The organism is Maribacter thermophilus (assembly GCF_001020565.1).
Classification (GTDB): domain Bacteria; phylum Bacteroidota; class Bacteroidia; order Flavobacteriales; family Flavobacteriaceae; genus Maribacter; species Maribacter thermophilus.
The window spans coordinates 1692909-1709984 of record NZ_LDAS01000001.1 but is presented as its reverse complement, the minus strand read 5'-3'; the positions used below and the strand labels follow the sequence as shown (position 1 = coordinate 1709984).

The 17076-nt window shown below is 37.9% G+C and carries 20 protein-coding genes and 1 other RNA gene (1 of these 21 cut by a window edge); 9 read left to right on the top strand and 12 right to left on the bottom strand.

The window, feature by feature from the left end; all coding sequences use genetic code 11:
• Positions 1-25: the 5' end (the start) of a ZIP family metal transporter gene (locus AB657_RS07335; protein WP_047245900.1), read on the bottom strand. Its footprint begins 647 nt before the window's first position; only the first 25 of its 672 coding nucleotides appear in the window; it begins with the start codon at positions 23-25; its stop codon lies beyond the left edge, outside the window.
• An 87-nt stretch (positions 26-112) separates the two neighbouring features.
• On the opposite strand from AB657_RS07335, the gene AB657_RS07330 reads away from it, so the two are divergent.
• Positions 113-1273: a THUMP domain-containing class I SAM-dependent RNA methyltransferase gene (locus AB657_RS07330; RefSeq protein ID WP_047245899.1), complete on the top strand. Its 1161-nt coding sequence runs from the start codon at positions 113-115 to the stop codon at positions 1271-1273.
• Positions 1274-1277: 4 nt separating this feature from the next.
• Complete coding sequence (locus AB657_RS07325) at positions 1278-1508, top strand: hypothetical protein (RefSeq protein ID WP_047245898.1); 231 nt, start codon at positions 1278-1280, stop codon at positions 1506-1508.
• Here the strand turns inward: AB657_RS07325 and AB657_RS07320 are convergent, their stop codons facing one another.
• From AB657_RS07320 to rlmD, 3 genes are read right to left on the bottom strand one after another with little or no spacing between them, the layout of a single operon-like run.
• Positions 1509-2273 carry a DUF6048 family protein gene (locus tag AB657_RS07320; RefSeq protein WP_047245897.1) on the bottom strand — a complete coding sequence of 255 codons (765 nt, stop codon included), beginning with the start codon at positions 2271-2273 and terminating at the stop codon, positions 1509-1511. It lies immediately after the preceding gene.
• The gene (locus AB657_RS07315) at positions 2254-2760 is read right to left on the bottom strand and encodes a DUF6452 family protein (protein ID WP_047247867.1); all 507 of its coding nucleotides are present in this window, start codon (positions 2758-2760) and stop codon (positions 2254-2256) included. Before AB657_RS07315 ends, AB657_RS07320 begins: the two co-directional genes overlap by 20 nt.
• Position 2761: 1 nt before the next feature.
• Positions 2762-4174 carry a 23S rRNA (uracil(1939)-C(5))-methyltransferase RlmD gene (gene rlmD / locus AB657_RS07310; RefSeq protein WP_047245896.1) on the bottom strand — a complete coding sequence of 471 codons (1413 nt, stop codon included), beginning with the start codon at positions 4172-4174 and terminating at the stop codon, positions 2762-2764.
• Positions 4175-4393: 219 nt separating this feature from the next.
• On the opposite strand from rlmD, the gene rocD reads away from it, so the two are divergent.
• Entirely contained in the window at positions 4394-5638 is a 1245-nt protein-coding gene (gene rocD, locus AB657_RS07305; RefSeq protein ID WP_047245895.1) for an ornithine--oxo-acid transaminase, read from the top strand.
• A gap of 59 nt (positions 5639-5697) precedes the next feature.
• Here the strand turns inward: rocD and AB657_RS07300 are convergent, their stop codons facing one another.
• The 3 genes from AB657_RS07300 to AB657_RS07290 are packed head-to-tail and all read right to left on the bottom strand — an operon-like array spanning position 5698 to position 6588.
• The gene (locus AB657_RS07300) at positions 5698-6009 is read right to left on the bottom strand and encodes a CCC motif membrane protein (protein WP_047245894.1); all 312 of its coding nucleotides are present in this window, start codon (positions 6007-6009) and stop codon (positions 5698-5700) included.
• Between the two features lie 6 nt (positions 6010-6015).
• A complete protein-coding gene (locus AB657_RS07295) occupies positions 6016-6345 on the bottom strand; it encodes a CCC motif membrane protein (RefSeq protein ID WP_047245893.1) in 330 nt (109 codons plus the stop codon).
• Between the two features lie 15 nt (positions 6346-6360).
• Positions 6361-6588: a DUF2752 domain-containing protein gene (locus AB657_RS07290; protein WP_232304855.1), complete on the bottom strand. Its 228-nt coding sequence runs from the start codon at positions 6586-6588 to the stop codon at positions 6361-6363.
• 138 nt (positions 6589-6726) lie between these two features.
• Here AB657_RS07290 and AB657_RS07285 point away from each other — a divergent pair, with 138 nt between their 5' ends.
• The gene (locus AB657_RS07285) at positions 6727-7269 is read left to right on the top strand and encodes a Smr/MutS family protein (protein ID WP_047247866.1); all 543 of its coding nucleotides are present in this window, start codon (positions 6727-6729) and stop codon (positions 7267-7269) included.
• A 3-nt stretch (positions 7270-7272) separates the two neighbouring features.
• Here the strand turns inward: AB657_RS07285 and AB657_RS07280 are convergent, their stop codons facing one another.
• The gene (locus tag AB657_RS07280) at positions 7273-7776 is read right to left on the bottom strand and encodes a hypothetical protein (RefSeq protein ID WP_047245891.1); all 504 of its coding nucleotides are present in this window, start codon (positions 7774-7776) and stop codon (positions 7273-7275) included.
• 112 nt (positions 7777-7888) lie between these two features.
• Between AB657_RS07280 and AB657_RS07275 the strand changes: the two genes are divergently transcribed.
• The gene (locus tag AB657_RS07275) at positions 7889-9037 is read left to right on the top strand and encodes a cysteine desulfurase family protein (RefSeq protein WP_047245890.1); all 1149 of its coding nucleotides are present in this window, start codon (positions 7889-7891) and stop codon (positions 9035-9037) included.
• 11 nt (positions 9038-9048) lie between these two features.
• Here AB657_RS07275 and AB657_RS07270 read toward each other — a convergent pair whose 3' ends face one another.
• The 3 genes from AB657_RS07270 to AB657_RS07260 are packed head-to-tail and all read right to left on the bottom strand — an operon-like array spanning position 9049 to position 13867.
• The gene (locus AB657_RS07270; RefSeq protein WP_047245889.1) at positions 9049-9699 is read right to left on the bottom strand and encodes a hypothetical protein; all 651 of its coding nucleotides are present in this window, start codon (positions 9697-9699) and stop codon (positions 9049-9051) included.
• A 5-nt stretch (positions 9700-9704) separates the two neighbouring features.
• On the bottom strand, positions 9705-12140 hold the full coding sequence (locus AB657_RS07265) for a TonB-dependent receptor (protein WP_047245888.1): 2436 nt from the start codon (positions 12138-12140) through the stop codon (positions 9705-9707).
• Between the two features lie 35 nt (positions 12141-12175).
• Positions 12176-13867, bottom strand: a complete 1692-nt coding sequence (locus AB657_RS07260) for a M23 family metallopeptidase (protein ID WP_047245887.1) — start codon at positions 13865-13867, stop codon at positions 12176-12178.
• Between the two features lie 193 nt (positions 13868-14060).
• Here AB657_RS07260 and AB657_RS07255 point away from each other — a divergent pair, with 193 nt between their 5' ends.
• From AB657_RS07255 to rny, 4 genes are all read left to right on the top strand, one after another.
• Positions 14061-14351, top strand: coding sequence for a hypothetical protein (locus AB657_RS07255; protein ID WP_047245886.1), 291 nt, complete (start codon positions 14061-14063; stop codon positions 14349-14351).
• Between the two features lie 10 nt (positions 14352-14361).
• Positions 14362-14658 carry a cell division protein ZapA gene (locus AB657_RS07250; RefSeq protein WP_047245885.1) on the top strand — a complete coding sequence of 99 codons (297 nt, stop codon included), beginning with the start codon at positions 14362-14364 and terminating at the stop codon, positions 14656-14658.
• A 56-nt stretch (positions 14659-14714) separates the two neighbouring features.
• Positions 14715-14824: non-coding RNA, 6S RNA (gene ssrS / locus AB657_RS17835), on the top strand.
• A gap of 51 nt (positions 14825-14875) precedes the next feature.
• Positions 14876-16444, top strand: coding sequence for a ribonuclease Y (gene rny / locus AB657_RS07245; RefSeq protein ID WP_047245884.1), 1569 nt, complete (start codon positions 14876-14878; stop codon positions 16442-16444).
• Positions 16445-16503: 59 nt separating this feature from the next.
• Here rny and AB657_RS07240 read toward each other — a convergent pair whose 3' ends face one another.
• On the bottom strand, positions 16504-17037 hold the full coding sequence (locus tag AB657_RS07240; protein WP_047245883.1) for a DUF3124 domain-containing protein: 534 nt from the start codon (positions 17035-17037) through the stop codon (positions 16504-16506).
• Positions 17038-17076 lie beyond the last annotated feature (39 nt).

Genomic DNA, 17076 nt, shown 5'->3' with positions numbered 1-17076 from the left:
CAAGAATTGGTAAAATATAAATCATTTATAATTTATTTCGTATTGGATCAGAGAGCTGAACCTTTCTCTGCGTCAAAATTAGTGTATTTTTGCGCTACGCTAAAAATAGCTTATGGGTAATAATTTTAAAATGGTGGCCAAAACACTTTTTGGCTTTGAGGAAATATTGGCAAAGGAACTTAGAAACCTTGGTGCCAGAAATGTTAAAGAAGGTGTGCGTAATGTCACTTTTGAAGGGGATAACGGTTTTATGTACAAGGCAAATCTGTGCCTTAGAACCGCTATTAAAATTATAAAGCCCATACACTCGTTTCAGGTAAGTAACGAAAATGACCTTTACCGTAAAATTTATCGTATGGATTGGTCAGAATACCTTTCTGTCGACGACACTTTTGCTATTGATACCACGGTACATTCCGATAATTTTACGCATTCGCTATATGTTTCTCAAAAAACAAAAGATGCTATTGTTGATAAATTCAGGGATACCGATGGTAAACGACCCGATGTTGATGTTAAAAATCCTGATTTAAGAATAAATGTTCATATTCATAAGAATAACTGTAATGTGTCTTTAGATAGTTCGGGTAGCAGCCTGCACCACAGAGGCTACAGAACGGCTACGAATATAGCTCCAATAAATGAAGTATTGGCCGCGGGTCTGCTGTTATTGAGTGGATGGGACGGACAATGTGATTTTCTGGATCCTATGTGTGGTAGTGGAACTATGTTGACCGAGGCCGCTATGATTGCATGTAATATTCCTGCTAATATTAATAGAAAAGGGTTTGCTTTTGAAAAATGGTATGATTTTGATGAAGAACTTTATGGCAAGATTGTAGATGCAAGCCTTAAAAAGGCACGGGAATTTCATCACACTATTATAGGTTATGATAAAGCGCCATCGGCAGTAAGAAAGGCGCAGGATAATATTGAAAATGCCCATTTGTCGGAGTATATCACCGTAGGGAGGAAAGATTTTTTTAAGACAAGAAAAGAAACCGATGGACCGTTACATATTTGTTTTAACCCGCCCTATGGAGAACGTTTGGATATTGAAATGGAAAATTTTTATAGTGCTATCGGAGATACATTAAAGCAAGGATATCCGGGTACAAATGCTTGGATGATAACCTCTAACCTAGATGCTTTAAAATTTGTTGGGCTTAGGCCTTCTAGAAAAATAAAGGTTTTTAATAGTCACTTAGAATCCAGACTGGTAAAGTACGAGATGTACGAAGGAAGTAAAAAAGCCAAACACAACAGATCTTAAATAAATGAAAGCAAAACAAAAGGCATTGGTTTTTAATTTCATCGGATTTGCCGTTATTTTTTTGTTGGCAAGATTTGGTCTCGCATTTATTTCAGATATCAAACCAGTTTATATCTCCATTCTTTCGGCCATAATGGCGATGGTCGTATCTCCTAAATTTGCGGTGACTCAAATAAAAGGAAAAGAAAAACTAATGATGAAGTGGATTTTTATGAAAGAGATCAAAGAACTATAGTTATTGTTCTTTTTCCAGTTCTTCTATTTTCTTCTCAGTTTTTTTATTCTTCTTATATAGAGGCAAGAAGTATGAAATTGAGTAGTTGTAACCTACACCAAAGTTGCTTCCGTCGGTAACCTTGTTAAAACCGGGAATCCATAGGTTAGGGAAACGATCGTCTCCTCCGTCACTATTTGAAACCAAAAAACCTAATCTAATACTTGCGCCCATAAATATATTGGCAAATAATTCTACTTTGGTTCCAAATACAGCTTCGACCCAAACTGCGGTTCTTCCAGAAAATTCTTCGGCTACGCTAGAACCTTCGGCAAATGAATCGGCATTCCAGTATCTATTAGAGTCGTAATATTGATAATTGTTCAGGGTTTGGCTAAAAGAGCTAAAGGCCAAACGGCCTCCCATATGAATAGAATTTTGTTCTCCGTACCAATTTGCATATGTATTGTTGTCCAGACCAACTTTTAGATAACTCCCAGATGTAGTAAAGTTGTACAGGTCCTCTTGCTTGGTTTTGTCTTCTGTCCCAAGTTCTGCGGCAATATATAGTTTTTGAGTAAGTCTATAATCGGCAACGATTTCAAATCCCCTATAGTTGTCGTCAAGGGCAGAAATTATAGGTCTGCTTAAATCTATACCAGCTCTAATGCCATAAGACTGTTTATATACGACCGTATCTTTTGGTTGGGTATCAATAGGTTTACTTTGTGCAATAGAGGATATTGCACTTAGAAGAATAAAAATACTAGTGAAATATCTTAACATGGGTTGAATCTGAGTTTGTAATATCACTTATAACGACTTCAATATCCGCTATCCAAGGTTCGCTGTCCGTTTGTACGTTTGCCGATAGATTTGAATAACTGATAACAAAACCACAGGCACGTGAGGCAAAATCTTCGATACGCTCATAATTAAAGGTAACCGTATCTATGTTACCGGTCTCAGCTCCTGAGTCATCAGAGGCAGAATCGGAAATCAACAAAAAAGTTGTTTCGTCCGAATCGGTCTTTAGCGGTATGGTGATGGTGCTTAAATCGGATCTGTCAGATACCGTGTTTACCGTTGTACTTTGACCTTCACCGACCACTCGTAACGCCGTTACACTTTTTAATGTGGACGTATCGGAAATATCATAAAATTCGATGACTAGTAATGGAGTATCCCCTTCTACACAAATATCATCCTTTTCACAAGAGGCGGCCATGAGAATACCAAGTAAGATAAAAACGAACAATCGAAATTTCGCCATGTTATTTTTTCTTTTCCAAAAGTACAACATTTTCGACATGGTGGGTTTGCGGAAACATATCAACGGGCTGTACTCTTACCACGTTGTACATTTCTTTCATTAGGGCTAAGTCTCTAGCCTGTGTAGCACTGTTGCAGCTAACATAGACTACTCTTTTGGGAGATATGTTCAATATTTGCTGTACCACATCTTTGTGCATACCATCTCTTGGGGGGTCTGTTATGATAATATCGGGTACCCCATTTTCGGCAATGAATTGTTCGTTAAAAACATTTTTCATATCACCTACATAAAAATCTACATTATCGATTTTATTGCGAGCGGCATTGGCCTTTGCATCGGCAATGGCTTCAGGTACAGATTCTATACCTACTACTTTTTTAGCCTTTTTTGCCACGAATTGCGCTATGGTTCCTGTGCCAGTGTATAAGTCGTAGACAAGCTCATCACCTTTAAGGTCGGCAAACTGTCTGGTAATCTTGTATAGTTCATACGCCTGTTCAGAATTGGTCTGGTAAAAAGATTTGGCCGTTATTTTGAATCTAAGACCTTCCATTTCCTCGAATATATGGTCGCGTCCATTAAAGCATATGATTTCTTGGTCATAAATTGTATCGTTCTGCTTCTGGTTGATGACGTACAAAAGAGAGGTTATCTCAGGGAAAGTTTCTTTAAGATGGTTCAATAAAAGCTCTCGTTTTATTCTGTTGTCCTCATAAAATTGTATCAAGACCATTAACTCACCTGTTGATGCGGTACGGATCATAAGGGTTCTGAGCAGACCATGTTGCCGTCTGGGGTTAAAAAATGACAATTCATTGGTTATGGCAAAATTACGGGTAGCCAGTCTAATGGCATTTGAAGGATCACGTTGTAAATGGCATTTTTTAATGTCCAATATTTTGTCCCACATACCCGGAATGTGAAAACCTAAGGCATTTTTATCTGTTATTTCATCATTAGAGTTTATTTCGTCCAATGTTAACCATCTACTATCGGAAAATGAAAATTCCATTTTGTTACGATAGAAATATTGCTCTTTAGAACCTAGAATAGGGTCTATTTCAGGAAGATTCAAATGGCCTATGCGTTTTAGGTTGTTCTCAACCTCTTTTTGTTTGAAATAGAGTTGGTGCCCGTAACCCATATTTTGCCATTTACAGCCTCCACAGATCCCAAAATGCTGGCATTCTGGAGAAACCCGCTTGTCGGATAAAGTATGAAACTTTATGGCCGAGCCCTCAAAATAGGCTTTTCTCTTTTTTGTGGTCTGAACATCCACTATATCTCCCGGAACAGTATTGGTCAAAAAAATGACCCGTCCGTCGGGCGCCTTTCCAATGGTCTTTCCTTTTGCTCCGGCATCTACTACTTCGACATTTTCGAATACCTGCCGCTTTTTCTTTTTTCGCATAGCGCAAAAATAAATGGTTTCTTTGGAATGCGAATATAGTTATACATAGTATTAACAATGAATGTGGGCGTTCGTCGATATTGTTTATTTTGATAACTTAAATTTGTATTTTTGATACCCTTCAAGGATGATTTCTCTCCCACGCTGCTTTTTCGAGTCTTCGAAAGAATAAAGGTACAGTAGGAATGGTTATTTTATCAACTTTAATTTCATAATGAAATGGCTATTTTAGAGCAATTAACATCGCAACAGGCGATTGATTTAGAGAACAAGTACGGAGCACACAATTACCACCCCTTACCAGTAGTATTGAGCAGGGGCAAAGGTGTGTACGTTTGGGACGTTGAAGAAAAAAGATATTACGATTTTCTTTCGGCCTATTCGGCAGTAAACCAAGGACATTGCCACCCAAAAATTGTAAAGGCAATGACCGACCAGGCCCAAAGGTTAACCTTGACTTCAAGGGCTTTTTACAATGATATGTTGGGCCGATATGAAAAATACGTGACCGAGACTTTCGGGTTCGACAAATTGTTACCTATGAATACTGGGGCAGAAGCGGTGGAGACTGCCTTGAAAATTTGTAGAAAATGGGCTTATGAGAAAAAGAAAATATCGGAAAACGAGGCGCAGATCATTGTCTGTGAAAATAACTTTCACGGTAGAACCACTACTATCATATCTTTCAGTAACGATCCCATAGCACGTAAGAATTTTGGACCGTATACCGATGGATTTATAAAAATAGAGTACGATAATCTTGAAGCCTTGGAAGCGGCTTTGAAATCCAATAAAAATGTTGCTGGTTTTTTAGTAGAACCTATTCAGGGAGAAGCGGGTGTTTATGTACCTACTGAAGGCTATTTGAACAAGGCCAAGGCATTGTGCGAGAAATATGGGGTACTTTTTATTGCGGACGAAGTACAAACAGGTATTGCCAGAACAGGTAAAATGTTAGCAGTTGATCATGAGAATGTAAAACCCGATATCTTAATTTTAGGGAAAGCGCTTTCTGGCGGTGCCTATCCTGTGTCGGCCGTTTTGGCCGATGACGATGTCATGGGAGTTATACGTCCGGGCAACCATGGTAGTACATTTGGAGGAAACCCAATAGCGGCAGCAGTGGGTATGGCAGCTTTGGAAGTTGTTAAGGAAGAAAACCTTGCTGAAAATGCATTTGAGTTGGGCGAACTTTTTAGGTCGGAGTTAAATAAGTTTATACCAACCAGTGATTTGGTAAACAGTGTTAGGGGCAAAGGTCTTTTAAATGCCATTTTGGTAAACGATACCGAAGATAGTTCTACCGCTTGGGATATTTGTTTGGCATTGAAAGAAAATGGATTATTGGCCAAACCTACCCATGGCAACATTATAAGGTTTGCACCACCCTTGGTGATGAACCGTGAACAATTGATGGATTGTGTTTCAATTATCATTAAAACACTCTCCGAATTTAAAAAATAGGTATAAAAAAATCCTCGATGTACATCGAGGATTTTTTTTATCGCTGTTATTATATATAATTAAAATTCTCCTTGCGACGATGCCATCACTAAAGCTACAATGGCACCAAAGTAAATAATGGCGAAAATTAAATAGACAAGGGCAAGACCTAGTCCAATATAGGATAAGATTCTTCCTGTTTTTACATTTTCGAAACCACTATACATATTATCCGAATCAGTTTTATAAACGTTTTCAGCTTTTTTAGCATTGCTTAAGCCGATAAAACTAAATATAGCACCGAAGGGACCACAACAGAATATGGTCAATACAATGGATAATATTCCGAATGTTAGAGCATTACTTGCCCCAGGTAAAGGTTGATTGGCCATATTTATTTATTCTTCGATTCCCCATTGTTCTAAAATCTGGCGAGACTGTTCCATTTGCGCGTCCCAACCTGTATTGTAGATAGACCAGGCAGTCATTAAAAAATAGATTATACCCAATACAAGAACCACGATAGCAATAATTTTTGCAGTCTTTAAGGTACTGTAGTTAGAATAATCCTCTGGATTTGCTTTATAGGTCTTTTCATCTTTCTGAGCAAGAAATAGTCCTATACCACCTAGCAATATTCCGGGTAATCCTGCGAAGCAGCAGCAAACGAAGCCAAGAATGGATAGTACTATGATAATAGTAACATTGGGTAATTTTTGTTGTTCCATAATTTAAAGGTTTAGTTATATGAATTTTAGTATGTAATTGATCAATACTGTACCTACGGTTGTTACCATTAATACATTGGTAATCAAATTAGAATATTTTATATGGGTAGATTTGCTGATCAACAAAAACATGAACAGTAAAAGCATGGGGTATATGGCGGGGTACATTTTAAAGGCAGAAACAAATTCTCCTCTCACTAAAAAAAGAAGAGATCTTTGCAGGCCACAACCTGGGCAATCCATATCAAAAATCTGTTTGGTAAAGCATGGAAGCATATAGTTTTCGATACCCAAGAAGTAAAAAAAAGTTAAAAACCGCATATTTGATAATTGTTCGAAAGCCGAAAATTACCATTATTTTTGACTAATCAAAACAAAACTTTGGCAGATTTAAAAATAGGAGACAGGGTAGAGGCCATTGATGATGTGATCAGTGGTAAAATTGTTAAGATCAACGGTTCTATTGTTACGGTCGATAGCGATGATGGTTTTTCTTTGCAATTTGATAGCAGTGAATTGGTTAGAATAGACAATGATATAAAAGTGAGCAACTATGAGGTTGCATTGGTTAAAAAAGAAAAGGAACTTCCAAAAAGAAAAAATATAAAGGTCGTAAAACCAAAAGAGAGGAATATGCCTAAAATGGAGGTGGACCTCCATATTAATCAATTGGTTAAAAATCCGAAAAAGCTAAGCAACCATGATATGTTGAACTTGCAGTTGGAAACGGCAAAAAGACAATTGGATTTTGCCATTCGCAAGCGAATTCAAAAAGTAGTTTTTATACATGGGGTAGGGGCCGGAGTATTAAAAGAAGAACTCTATTATCTGTTTAAGAAATACGAAAACGTGAAGTACTACGATGCCGATTACCAGAAATACGGTCTGGGCGCTACCGAGGTCTATATCTACCAGAACTATTGATCGTTATAAACTTGTGGTTATAACCCCGAATTCGTTAATGCTAAGATCTGTTATTCTACTATCATCATCGGTTACCAATGAAATACCACTTAATGCTATGGTATGCTCAAAGGTTACGGAGTCTACGGCTACGGTAGTTATATAAATTTGCCCGTCTTCGGCGTTCACCTCCGTTAAAACTGTGGGCGAGACCGGAGGAACATCATCGCAAAAATAGCTAGAGCTTACATCATCTGAAAATACACGATAAATCACAGACGCCGATTCATCTACTTCAATAACAATATCCTCGGTCGTAGCTTCATTTTTGATCGCTTCGCTAGGCAGTTCTATGATCAAGGCCTCGTCCCCGTTTATCTTAAAAAGTACATTGGACGATGTTGTGGATATTTCATCGCAATATTGAATGGTTTCAATACTGTTAAAATCTATGGTTTCTATTTCAAGGTCACCATCATTACAAGAAAACAATAGTGTAAAGAGAATAATACCGATGCATTTTTTCATGATTCAAATTTAAATTAAATATTGGATATGCCGAGAAAGCTTTAAAAGCATTTAAGTGTAAATTAACTTAAATTAAATTATTTTTGTCCCCTTTAAAATGACTGTGAGAGCAATGAAACATGTTTATTTAGATAATGCGGCTACAACAAGGGTTAGGGACGAGGTAATTGCCAAGATGCAAGATGCCTTAACGAACGATTATGGTAACCCGTCATCTACCCATAGTTTTGGGCGAACGGCCAAAACAGCCATAGAAAGCGCTAGAAAGACCATTGCTAAACGAATGAACGCTCATCCTTCAGAGATTATTTTTACTTCTGGTGGTACAGAAGCAGATAATATGATACTAAGATGTGCCGTCAAAGATTTGGGGGTAAAGACCATAATTACCAGTAAAATTGAACACCATGCGGTGCTTCATACCGTTGAAGATTTACGAGATAATGGCCTAATAAACCTAGAGTTTGTAGATCTTGATGCCGACGGGACCCCAAAGCAGGAGCATTTGAAAGAATTGTTGCAGAAGGACGATAGTAAGAAACTAGTAAGTTTAATGCACGTAAACAATGAAATAGGTAATAAGATAGATGTTCTGTCAATTGCTAATTTAGTGAAAGATCACGGAGCTCTTTTTCATTCCGATTCTGTACAGTCCATTGGGCATTTTGAGTGGGATGTTAAAGAAGTTCCCGTAGATTTTTTGGCGGCCGCCGCACATAAATTCCATGGGCCTAAAGGAGTTGGTTTTGCCTTTATAAGAAAAAATTCTGGATTAGGTTGTATGATATCGGGAGGTGCACAAGAAAGGGGATACCGCGCCGGTACTGAAGCCTTTCATAATATTGTAGGTTTAGAGGAAGCTTTTGTTTTGGCGTATGACAATTTGAAGGAAGAACAACAATATGTTTCAGAACTAAAAAGATACTTTATAGAGAAAGTGAAGACCGAAATACCGGATGCGAAGTTCAATGGTCTTTCTGGTAATATGGATAAGAGCACTTATACATTGGTAAATGTATGTTTGCCCGTAACCCCAGAGAAAGGGTTGATGTTATTATTTCATTTAGATATTAAGGGTATCGCTTGTTCTAAAGGTAGTGCATGCCAGTCTGGAAGCGATAAGGGCTCTCATGTGCTGTCGGAAATTTTGAACGAAGAAGATTTGAAGAAACCATCATTGCGCTTCTCTTTCTCAAAATATAATACAAAAGAGGATATAGATTATACGGTCGGCGTATTAAAGGAGTTTACGTTGCAATAACACATTGCTGGTTATTCTTTTCTGTCCTTTTTTCTCTCTTTTTCGTAAGGAAATTTTCTAATGGCAAGTTTCATCATTTTATCAATTAGGTCAGTGGTGTTCTTGCCTGTTTTTTTATTGATTTCCTTTTCGTACTTCCATAGTAACTTACCGGTATCACCATCGCTGATCTTAACACCTATACGACCATAATCTGCGTTTCCAGAAAAATAATCGGTGATACTAAAATCTGTAGAGACCCCTTTTGATAAAAGAACTTTTAAGTCGATGGTACCGCTAATGACCGCATCGACACCTAATATTTCGCTTAATTGTTTGGTCGTGTATACATCAATATTACTATAATCGATATTGTTCTGGGCCAAAATGGCTTTGGTATCTTTGGTGTTTTGAAATTCTACCGACAATTTCTTTTTCTTCTTTCTTTTAGAGAAATAAGTTTCCAGGGCATTCTGTACGGCATACCCTTCTTTTTCTTCCAAAGATTTTAAATCTTCGGCCGTGGCGTTGATCTTTAAATCTAAATTGGTCAGAAATGGTAGTATGGCCAGTACTTTGTGGTTGCGGCTCAATTGGTCGAACCTCGCATTTTCATAAATATTCTTTTGGGCGTTTACGGTAACGCTACCTAATAATATTAAGAAGAAAATTATTTTTTGCATAGTAATTACAATCTCATTTGTAGTCTTAAATTAAGAACCCTGGACGTAAGATAATTAGGTACGGCATATTCGTTTTTGCTATCTACATCTCGCACCCACGTGTTTGTTATCGAATTTTGATTGTTGAACAGGTTAAAAATCTCAAAACCAACACTTAGTTCTTTAAAAGAGCGTAACCAATGATCATTTTCAAAGGTTTTGTTCTTGCTTGCAAAAATATAGGAAATTCCTAAATCAGCACGCTTATAATCTCTTAATCTATTCTGAAAAATGTAAGGGTCGGCATAGCTGGGGGACCCACCTGGTACACCAGTACTGTATACCAAGTTCAAATACATTTTTAAATCGGGAATATTTGGAATGTAGTCTTGAAAAAGAATCCCCATCTTAAAGCGCTGATCGGTGGGTCTTGAAATATACCCCCTGCCGTTTCTGTTTTCTTTGGTCTGCAGGTAACCTAGGCTTATCCATGACTCGGTACTGGGAACAAAAGCCCCGTTCATTCTTAATTCGGCCCCATAAACATATGCTTTTGCACTGTTATTTGCACTGTACCGTATACGAATATCTTCTAAAGTATAAGGGTTAACATGGTCTAATTTTTTGTAATAGCTTTCTGTAATAAGTTTAAATGGCCGGTTCCATAACAAAAAGCTATACTCGTTACCTGCTACCAAGTGTAAGGACCTTTGTGCCTTAACGTTTGGGTTAACGGTGCCAGTGCTGTCCCTTAGCTCTCTATAAAAAGGAGGTTGGTGGTATACACCTCCAGACAATCTAAAGAGCATGTCTTTTTTCCAATTTGGTTTAATTGCGAATTGTACTCTTGGGCTAAGAACGGTCTGTGCCACTTTTTCAACTTTTTTGCCACTTACTGTCCAATGTTGGGACCTAAGCCCCACATTATAATAAATATTATGTTCTTTCCATTTTTTTTGAACCCCTATCTGCACATAGCCCATAAAACGATTTGTTTTAACAAAATTGATAGCATTTACGTTCTGGTAGGCAACTAATGGGGCGTTAAAAGGTGTTTCTGGTTGATCGTTTATGAATTCGCTAGTAGGGGGGCGGACCGAAAATCCCAAGGAATCTATAAATTCAGATTCCCTGAGCTGATCTCTTATATCTTCATGGGTGTATTTGGCGCCCCATTCTAATTTTGTATCGTTTTTATGATGGATACCTTTATGTTCTAGATTAAATATCAAGGCATCTAGATCGTTCCTGGATCTGTTGAACTGTGATCCTACGCCCCTTGTATTTGTGGGGCCGCCATAATTTTCGCTATTTGGGTTGCTGTCCACTTCTCCCAAGGCATAGGAGGCCACTACGTCTGAATATTCTTCTTCAGTGGTGTGGTAAATGGAAGATATTAATTTAAGGGTGGTATTCTGATTTAGGTAGTAATTTCCCTTTAAAGCTCCTAATGCCGTGCTGTATCGGTTGACTTCTGATCCTTCGTAGAAAATGCTAAGGGTTTGGGGAGCATTAAAAGTGCCAAAATTTGTTTGCCGTTGAAAGGGTTCGTTCTTATAGTTGTTAACAGAAATATTTCCTAAAAAATTAAGATTGAACTTGTTGGAGAATTGATAGCTCATAAAACTTTGAACGTCCGTAAACGAAGGCCTAATATTGCTCTGGGTTTGTAGACTGTTTAACAATAAGGCGTTGTTTCTATGCCGTACACCCGTAATACTACCGAATCTTTTGTTTTTTGCCCTTGTTTCTAGGCTTGTACTAATACCCAATAAACTAATATCTCCTTTAATGGTAAATAAAGAGGGGGTTTTATAGGTAATGTCCAATACCGATGACAGCTTGTCGCCATATTTTGCCTGAAAGCCCCCGGGAGAGAATTTCACATCTTGCGTTAGGTCACTGTTTACAACGCTTAAACCTTCTTGCTGTGCCGATCTGATCAAGAAAGGCCGATATACTTCTATTTCGTTAATGTAGATCAGGTTTTCGTCATAGTTGCCGCCACGTACAGAATACTGTGTGCTAAGTTCGTTATTAGAGGTAACCCCTGGTAATAATTTTAGAATGTTCTCTACACCGGCATTGGCCCCTGGTATTTTTCTTGCTTGTTCAGGTGAAATAGATAGAATATCGTTTACTTTTTTTTCGCCATTTGGTGTCACGGTTACTCCATCTACCTGAATGGTATTTAACTTAAGGACGGGGTTAAACTCAAAAGTTTCGTTGGTGCCAAGTAAAAGGTTCTTCAGTATCACCTTCTTATAACCTAAATGGGTAAATGTGATAGAGACTTTTGTGTCTGAGAGTATGCTTAAAATATAAAAGCCGTTATCGTCCGTTGCGGTTCCATTTTCTTCTGAAACAATATTTACATTAGATAGGGGTTCATTGTTTTCGTTCAATACAACCCCTGTAATAGTCGCATTCTGCCCAATACAAATAGTTTGGCAGAATAACATGAGCAGAAAAAAATGTTTGCAAAATCCCAAAGATTTTATTTTCTATAAAAGGAAGTAGACAGTGTGCTGGTATTGCCTACATTATCTGTAACGGTAACAACGAGTTTACATTGTTTTTTATCTAAGATCTTATCGTCAAAATTATAGGTAAGTGTATTTCTTTTAGGTTCGTACTCCATTAATATCCATTCGCCGTTCAGGGTGGCGGAATAGGTATTAATTCCGCTAAGGTCATCAGAAATATGAACACTTAAATATTTGTAGTTGTTAAGCCATTGCTTTTCTTTAAAATTCTTGGTCCTTATTTTGGGGGGAACGGTATCTTTTGCCAAAGTATATGTACCTAGGTACCTGGTTCTGGCGGTGAATGTATTGGCCCTTTTATAGGTACTTATATAACTTGGTCTTAGCTTACTGTCCAATCTAGCGATAAAAAGTTTTTTGCGTTCTTCATCGGAATATTTGTCAACATCGAACGTGATGGTAAAGTTTCTGTGGGCCGGAACCGTATTTCTATGAATGGTCACGGTGTCTTGGCCCTTTTTTAAATCGATATAAAAATCTTCATAAAAGGTATTTTCGGGAAAATATACCTTGGCGGCTCCCAAATCAAAATTATTGGGCTTTTTGGCTATCACAAAATTATCGGTTTTTTCAGCGTCTTTCGCAATTTTGATTTCTTCCCTTTTTCCTTCAATAGGAATGTTAAGGGTAACATCGTTGCCTTTGTAATCTTTGATTGTGAGTTTAACATTGTAGCTTAAACCTTCCCTTATATCAATAGTGCCATTGTTATAAAGCTCTTTGTAGATGCTCAGGTTGTTGCCGGGTGACCTAAAAGTCTTTTGGATTCTTTGCCCGTATTGTCCATAATGTTCATAATCGATAAGGGTGTTTATATACCTGGTTTCACCAAAAGAAAAAGATTCAAAGTCATATGAACTATATGTTTTTCCGTTAACCGTTAAAGAGACCGAGTACACCCCGTTTTTGTTCGCGGCCATATCTTGCCGGTCAAAACCAACAAATCCGATACCAATTTTTCCGAGGGCATTTATCTTGTTGGCCAAATAGGAGCCGTCCGGCTGTTTACTATAATTGATTTGAATTTTGTCTGTACTTTGGTTTACTTGGGCATCTTGCGATAGTGGGTATACGAACAGTTTTTCTAGAGTAGGGTTGGTCGCATCCGCCACTTCTATACCATACAATAATGGATTTGTTGGCTTTTCCGATATGCTACTTCGTATTTCAAAATGAAGATGGGGCCCAGAAGAGCCTCCAGTGTTACCACTATAAGCTATAAGCTCCCCTTTCTCTAACTTTAGCTCGCCATAATTTGGAAAGACTTCCACCTCGTACGACTTTTTTTTGTATTGCAGTTCTTTTATATAGGCTTCTATTTTTGGGGAAAATTTTTGAAGATGCCCATATACCGAGGTATATCCGTTAGGGTGTGCTACATATATAACTTTGCCATACCCCCAAAGCGATACTTTTATTCTAGTAATGGTACCATCTGCAATACTGTACACCGGAAGACCTTCTCTTTGTTGGGTTTTGATATCGATGCCCGAATGAAAATGATTGGAGCGTAATTCACCAAAGGTACCGGCCAAAATTATTGGTATGTCCAAGGGCAACCTAAAGGCGTCTTTAGGATAGTTTTCTTGCCCGAACAAATTCATGGAAAATATTAGCAGTAGTGTTATGGCGATTTTTTTCATAGCGATTATAAAGTTGGTACGAAAATAATTAATAGCCGTCAATTGGTGAAAGTTGGAGATGGTAAATATAACAAATGACTTTAAAGGCTAATGTTTTCGGTGGTTTAGGTAAATGGCAAAAGAATATTTATAAAAAGTATTGCTAAGTCAATAAACGAATGTTAACTTTGTGTAAATCGCATCAAATTTGTGTATGGGCGAATTAATTAAAATCGTTGATTCCTTAGAGAATAAGATTAGCAAGTTGCTTCATAGATTGGAAGTTCTTAACAAGGCTAATAAGACGCTGGAAGATGAATTGATGAGTATAAAGGCCGATCAGGAGAAAACACAGCAAATGGTTTCCGAATGGGAGGAAAAGTATAATTCGCTTAAACTTGCAAATACGATGCTTGGCAGTAATACAAATAAAACAGAAGCTAAGCTTAAAATAAATACATTGATTAGGGAGTTGGACTATTGTATAGCACAGCTTTCGGAATAATGTTAACGATATGTCAGAAAAGCTCAAAATAAAGCTTTCCATTGCGGATAGGGTCTACCCATTAACGATAGATCCCAGTCAAGAGGAAGGTTTAAGAAAAGCGGCCAAAAATATAGAACATTTGGCCAAAAAGTTTGAGCAAAATTATGCCGTTAGGGATAAGCAAGATGTTTTGGCCATGTGCGCCTTACAGTTTGCCTCAAAAATAGAGCAGAAAGGCATAGAACAAACAGAAGGAACCAAAAAAGCGGAGGAACGTTTAAAAGCGCTTGCCGATTTGGTCGATTCTCAGCTGGCTGCAAAATAAAAACGTTCTTTAAAATACATTAAGTTACTGCCCACATTGGTATTATCTTTTGACGAACTCAACATTAATTTGTTTAAAAAGGGTGAGTTTAGGTTGTAAAAGCAAGCCTTACTTGTATAAGGATCCTTGATCAGTCTGTTAGCCCTAAACCTGTTTACCGGAGTTTGTACAAAACTTCTCCAATGTGGGCTTTTTTTTTAAATATATATATGACACTATGGATAGTACAATGATTATAATAGTAGGTATTATAGGTTTGGCAGTTGGTTTTGCGATTGCCAAGTTTATGGAAAAGGGGAAGGCCTCTAAAACAATAGCCAATGCAAAAAAAGAGGCGGCCCATATTGTAAAAGAGGCGAAAATTGAAGGGGAAAACATTAAAAAGGATAAAATTTTACAGGCAAAGGAGAAATTTTTAGAATTGAAGGCCGAGCATGAAAAGGTCATCATTAATAAAGACAAGAAAATTGCCGAAGCTGAAAAAAGAACTAGGGACAAAGAGTCTCAAGTAAGTAGTGAGCTTGCCAAGAACAAGCAATTGAATGCCCAGTTGAACAATAAACTGAAAGATCTTGAGCATAGAAAAGAGTTCTATGAGAAAAAGCAATCAGAAGTAGATAGACTTCACAAAAGCCAAGTTCAACAACTGGAAGTGATATCCGGATTGTCTGCAGAGGAAGCCAAAAGTCAGCTAATAGAGAGTCTTAAGGATACGGCCAAAACCGATGCCATGGGGTATATTCAGACCACGGTAGAGGAAGCCAAATTAACGGCACAGCAAGAGGCAAGAAAAATAGTAATCAATACCATTCAGAGAATAGGTACAGAGGAGGCCGTAGAGAATTGTGTGTCTGTTTTTAATATTGAATCCGATGATGTTAAAGGTAGGATCATTGGTAGGGAAGGAAGAAATATTAGGGCACTGGAATCTGCTACCGGGGTAGAGATAATAGTAGATGATACCCCAGAGGCCATTATCTTGTCCTGTTTCGATTCTGTAAGAAGGGAAGTGGCCCGGTTATCGTTGCACAAGTTGGTGACCGATGGTAGAATACACCCGGCAAGAATTGAGGAGATCGTTAAAAAGACGGAAAAGCAAATAGAGGCCGAGATTGTAGAGATAGGAAAACGTACGGTCATAGATTTGGGTATACACGGGCTGCATCCAGAACTTATTAGGGCCGTAGGTAGAATGAAATATCGTTCTTCATACGGACAGAATTTATTACAGCACTCACGTGAGGTTGCTAAACTTTGTGGGGTCATGGCCTCTGAATTAGGGCTGAACCCTAAAATTGCCAAAAGAGCTGGTTTATTACATGATATAGGTAAAGTGCCCAATACCGAAGCTGAGGTAGAAACACCACATGCTATTTTAGGTATGCAGTGGGCAGAAAAATATGGAGAAAAACCAGAAGTGTGCAATGCAATAGGGGCGCACCATGACGAGATAGAGATGAAAACATTGATATCTCCAATAGTACAGGTTTGTGATGCTATTAGTGGTGCCAGACCTGGAGCGAGAAGACAGGTGCTGGACTCTTATATACAACGATTAAAAGATCTTGAAGAAATAGCCTTTGGTTTTAGCGGTGTGCAGAAAGCCTACGCTATACAGGCGGGTAGAGAGCTTAGGGTAATCGTTGAAAGTGAAAAAGTGAATGATGAGAGAGCGGCTCAATTATCATTTGAGATATCGCAAAAAATACAAACCGATATGACTTATCCCGGACAGGTGAAAGTAACGGTAATACGAGAAACGAGAGCTGTAAACGTTGCAAAATAAACAATATATATTCCATAAAAAAGAGGGCTAACAGCCCTCTTTTTTATGGAATATTTTTTTTATTCTATTTGATGTCCTTGGGTAATGAACGAAAGACCTTGTTGGCCATATGTAGATATCATTACGGCTTCAAAAATAGGTTTACTGCTCGCGGGTTCTACCGCCCACTCAAAAATAAAATTGGCTCCGGTACCACCCTTTTTGTCAAACTCGGCAATGACGATCTCTAAAGTTTCAAGTTCGTCAAGAGCTATGGGGGCGTCAACATAAGAGTGTAATTTTTTTCCATGGGTGTCATAGTAGTCGGCCTTTAATAAATAGCTTTTAGCGTCAGAATTTGTGTTTCGCATACTAACCGTGGCTGTCAGGTCTAAAGACGTATGTTCGGTGTAACTGTATACTTGAGAGTATACCGAAAGATATGATTTTCCGTGTACCAAAGAATCTATACTTTTTAGATTTACTTCTTTGTCAGACCAATCTACGGTAGATAATGGTTCTTCCTCATGCTTTTTAAAACTTTCAAAATCACCACAGCTCGCCAAAGAGACAAGTGTTATAAGAGCTAAACTTTTTTGAACATATGTTTTCATAGCTATATTATAAAAAAGGTTAGTTTATAAAACAGGTAA

Bases quoted from the DNA above. Each gene is read 5' to 3' on its own strand.
- AB657_RS07330 (WP_047245899.1), top strand. From the start codon at position 113: ATGGGTAATAATTTTAAAATGGTGGCCAAAACACTTTTTGGCTTTGAG.
- AB657_RS07325 (WP_047245898.1), top strand. From the start codon at position 1,278: ATGAAAGCAAAACAAAAGGCATTGGTTTTTAATTTCATCGGATTTGCC.
- AB657_RS07320 (WP_047245897.1), bottom strand. From the start codon at position 2,273: ATGTTAAGATATTTCACTAGTATTTTTATTCTTCTAAGTGCAATATCC.
- AB657_RS07315 (WP_047247867.1), bottom strand. From the start codon at position 2,760: ATGGCGAAATTTCGATTGTTCGTTTTTATCTTACTTGGTATTCTCATG.
- rlmD (WP_047245896.1), bottom strand. From the start codon at position 4,174: ATGCGAAAAAAGAAAAAGCGGCAGGTATTCGAAAATGTCGAAGTAGTA.
- rocD (WP_047245895.1), top strand. From the start codon at position 4,394: ATGGCTATTTTAGAGCAATTAACATCGCAACAGGCGATTGATTTAGAG.
- AB657_RS07300 (WP_047245894.1), bottom strand. From the start codon at position 6,009: ATGGCCAATCAACCTTTACCTGGGGCAAGTAATGCTCTAACATTCGGA.
- AB657_RS07295 (WP_047245893.1), bottom strand. From the start codon at position 6,345: ATGGAACAACAAAAATTACCCAATGTTACTATTATCATAGTACTATCC.
- AB657_RS07290 (WP_232304855.1), bottom strand. From the start codon at position 6,588: ATGGATTGCCCAGGTTGTGGCCTGCAAAGATCTCTTCTTTTTTTAGTG.
- AB657_RS07280 (WP_047245891.1), bottom strand. From the start codon at position 7,776: ATGAAAAAATGCATCGGTATTATTCTCTTTACACTATTGTTTTCTTGT.
- AB657_RS07275 (WP_047245890.1), top strand. From the start codon at position 7,889: ATGAAACATGTTTATTTAGATAATGCGGCTACAACAAGGGTTAGGGAC.
- AB657_RS07270 (WP_047245889.1), bottom strand. From the start codon at position 9,699: ATGCAAAAAATAATTTTCTTCTTAATATTATTAGGTAGCGTTACCGTA.
- AB657_RS07265 (WP_047245888.1), bottom strand. From the start codon at position 12,140: ATGTTATTCTGCCAAACTATTTGTATTGGGCAGAATGCGACTATTACA.
- AB657_RS07260 (WP_047245887.1), bottom strand. From the start codon at position 13,867: ATGAAAAAAATCGCCATAACACTACTGCTAATATTTTCCATGAATTTG.
- AB657_RS07255 (WP_047245886.1), top strand. From the start codon at position 14,061: ATGGGCGAATTAATTAAAATCGTTGATTCCTTAGAGAATAAGATTAGC.
- AB657_RS07250 (WP_047245885.1), top strand. From the start codon at position 14,362: ATGTCAGAAAAGCTCAAAATAAAGCTTTCCATTGCGGATAGGGTCTAC.
- rny (WP_047245884.1), top strand. From the start codon at position 14,876: ATGGATAGTACAATGATTATAATAGTAGGTATTATAGGTTTGGCAGTT.
- AB657_RS07240 (WP_047245883.1), bottom strand. From the start codon at position 17,037: ATGAAAACATATGTTCAAAAAAGTTTAGCTCTTATAACACTTGTCTCT.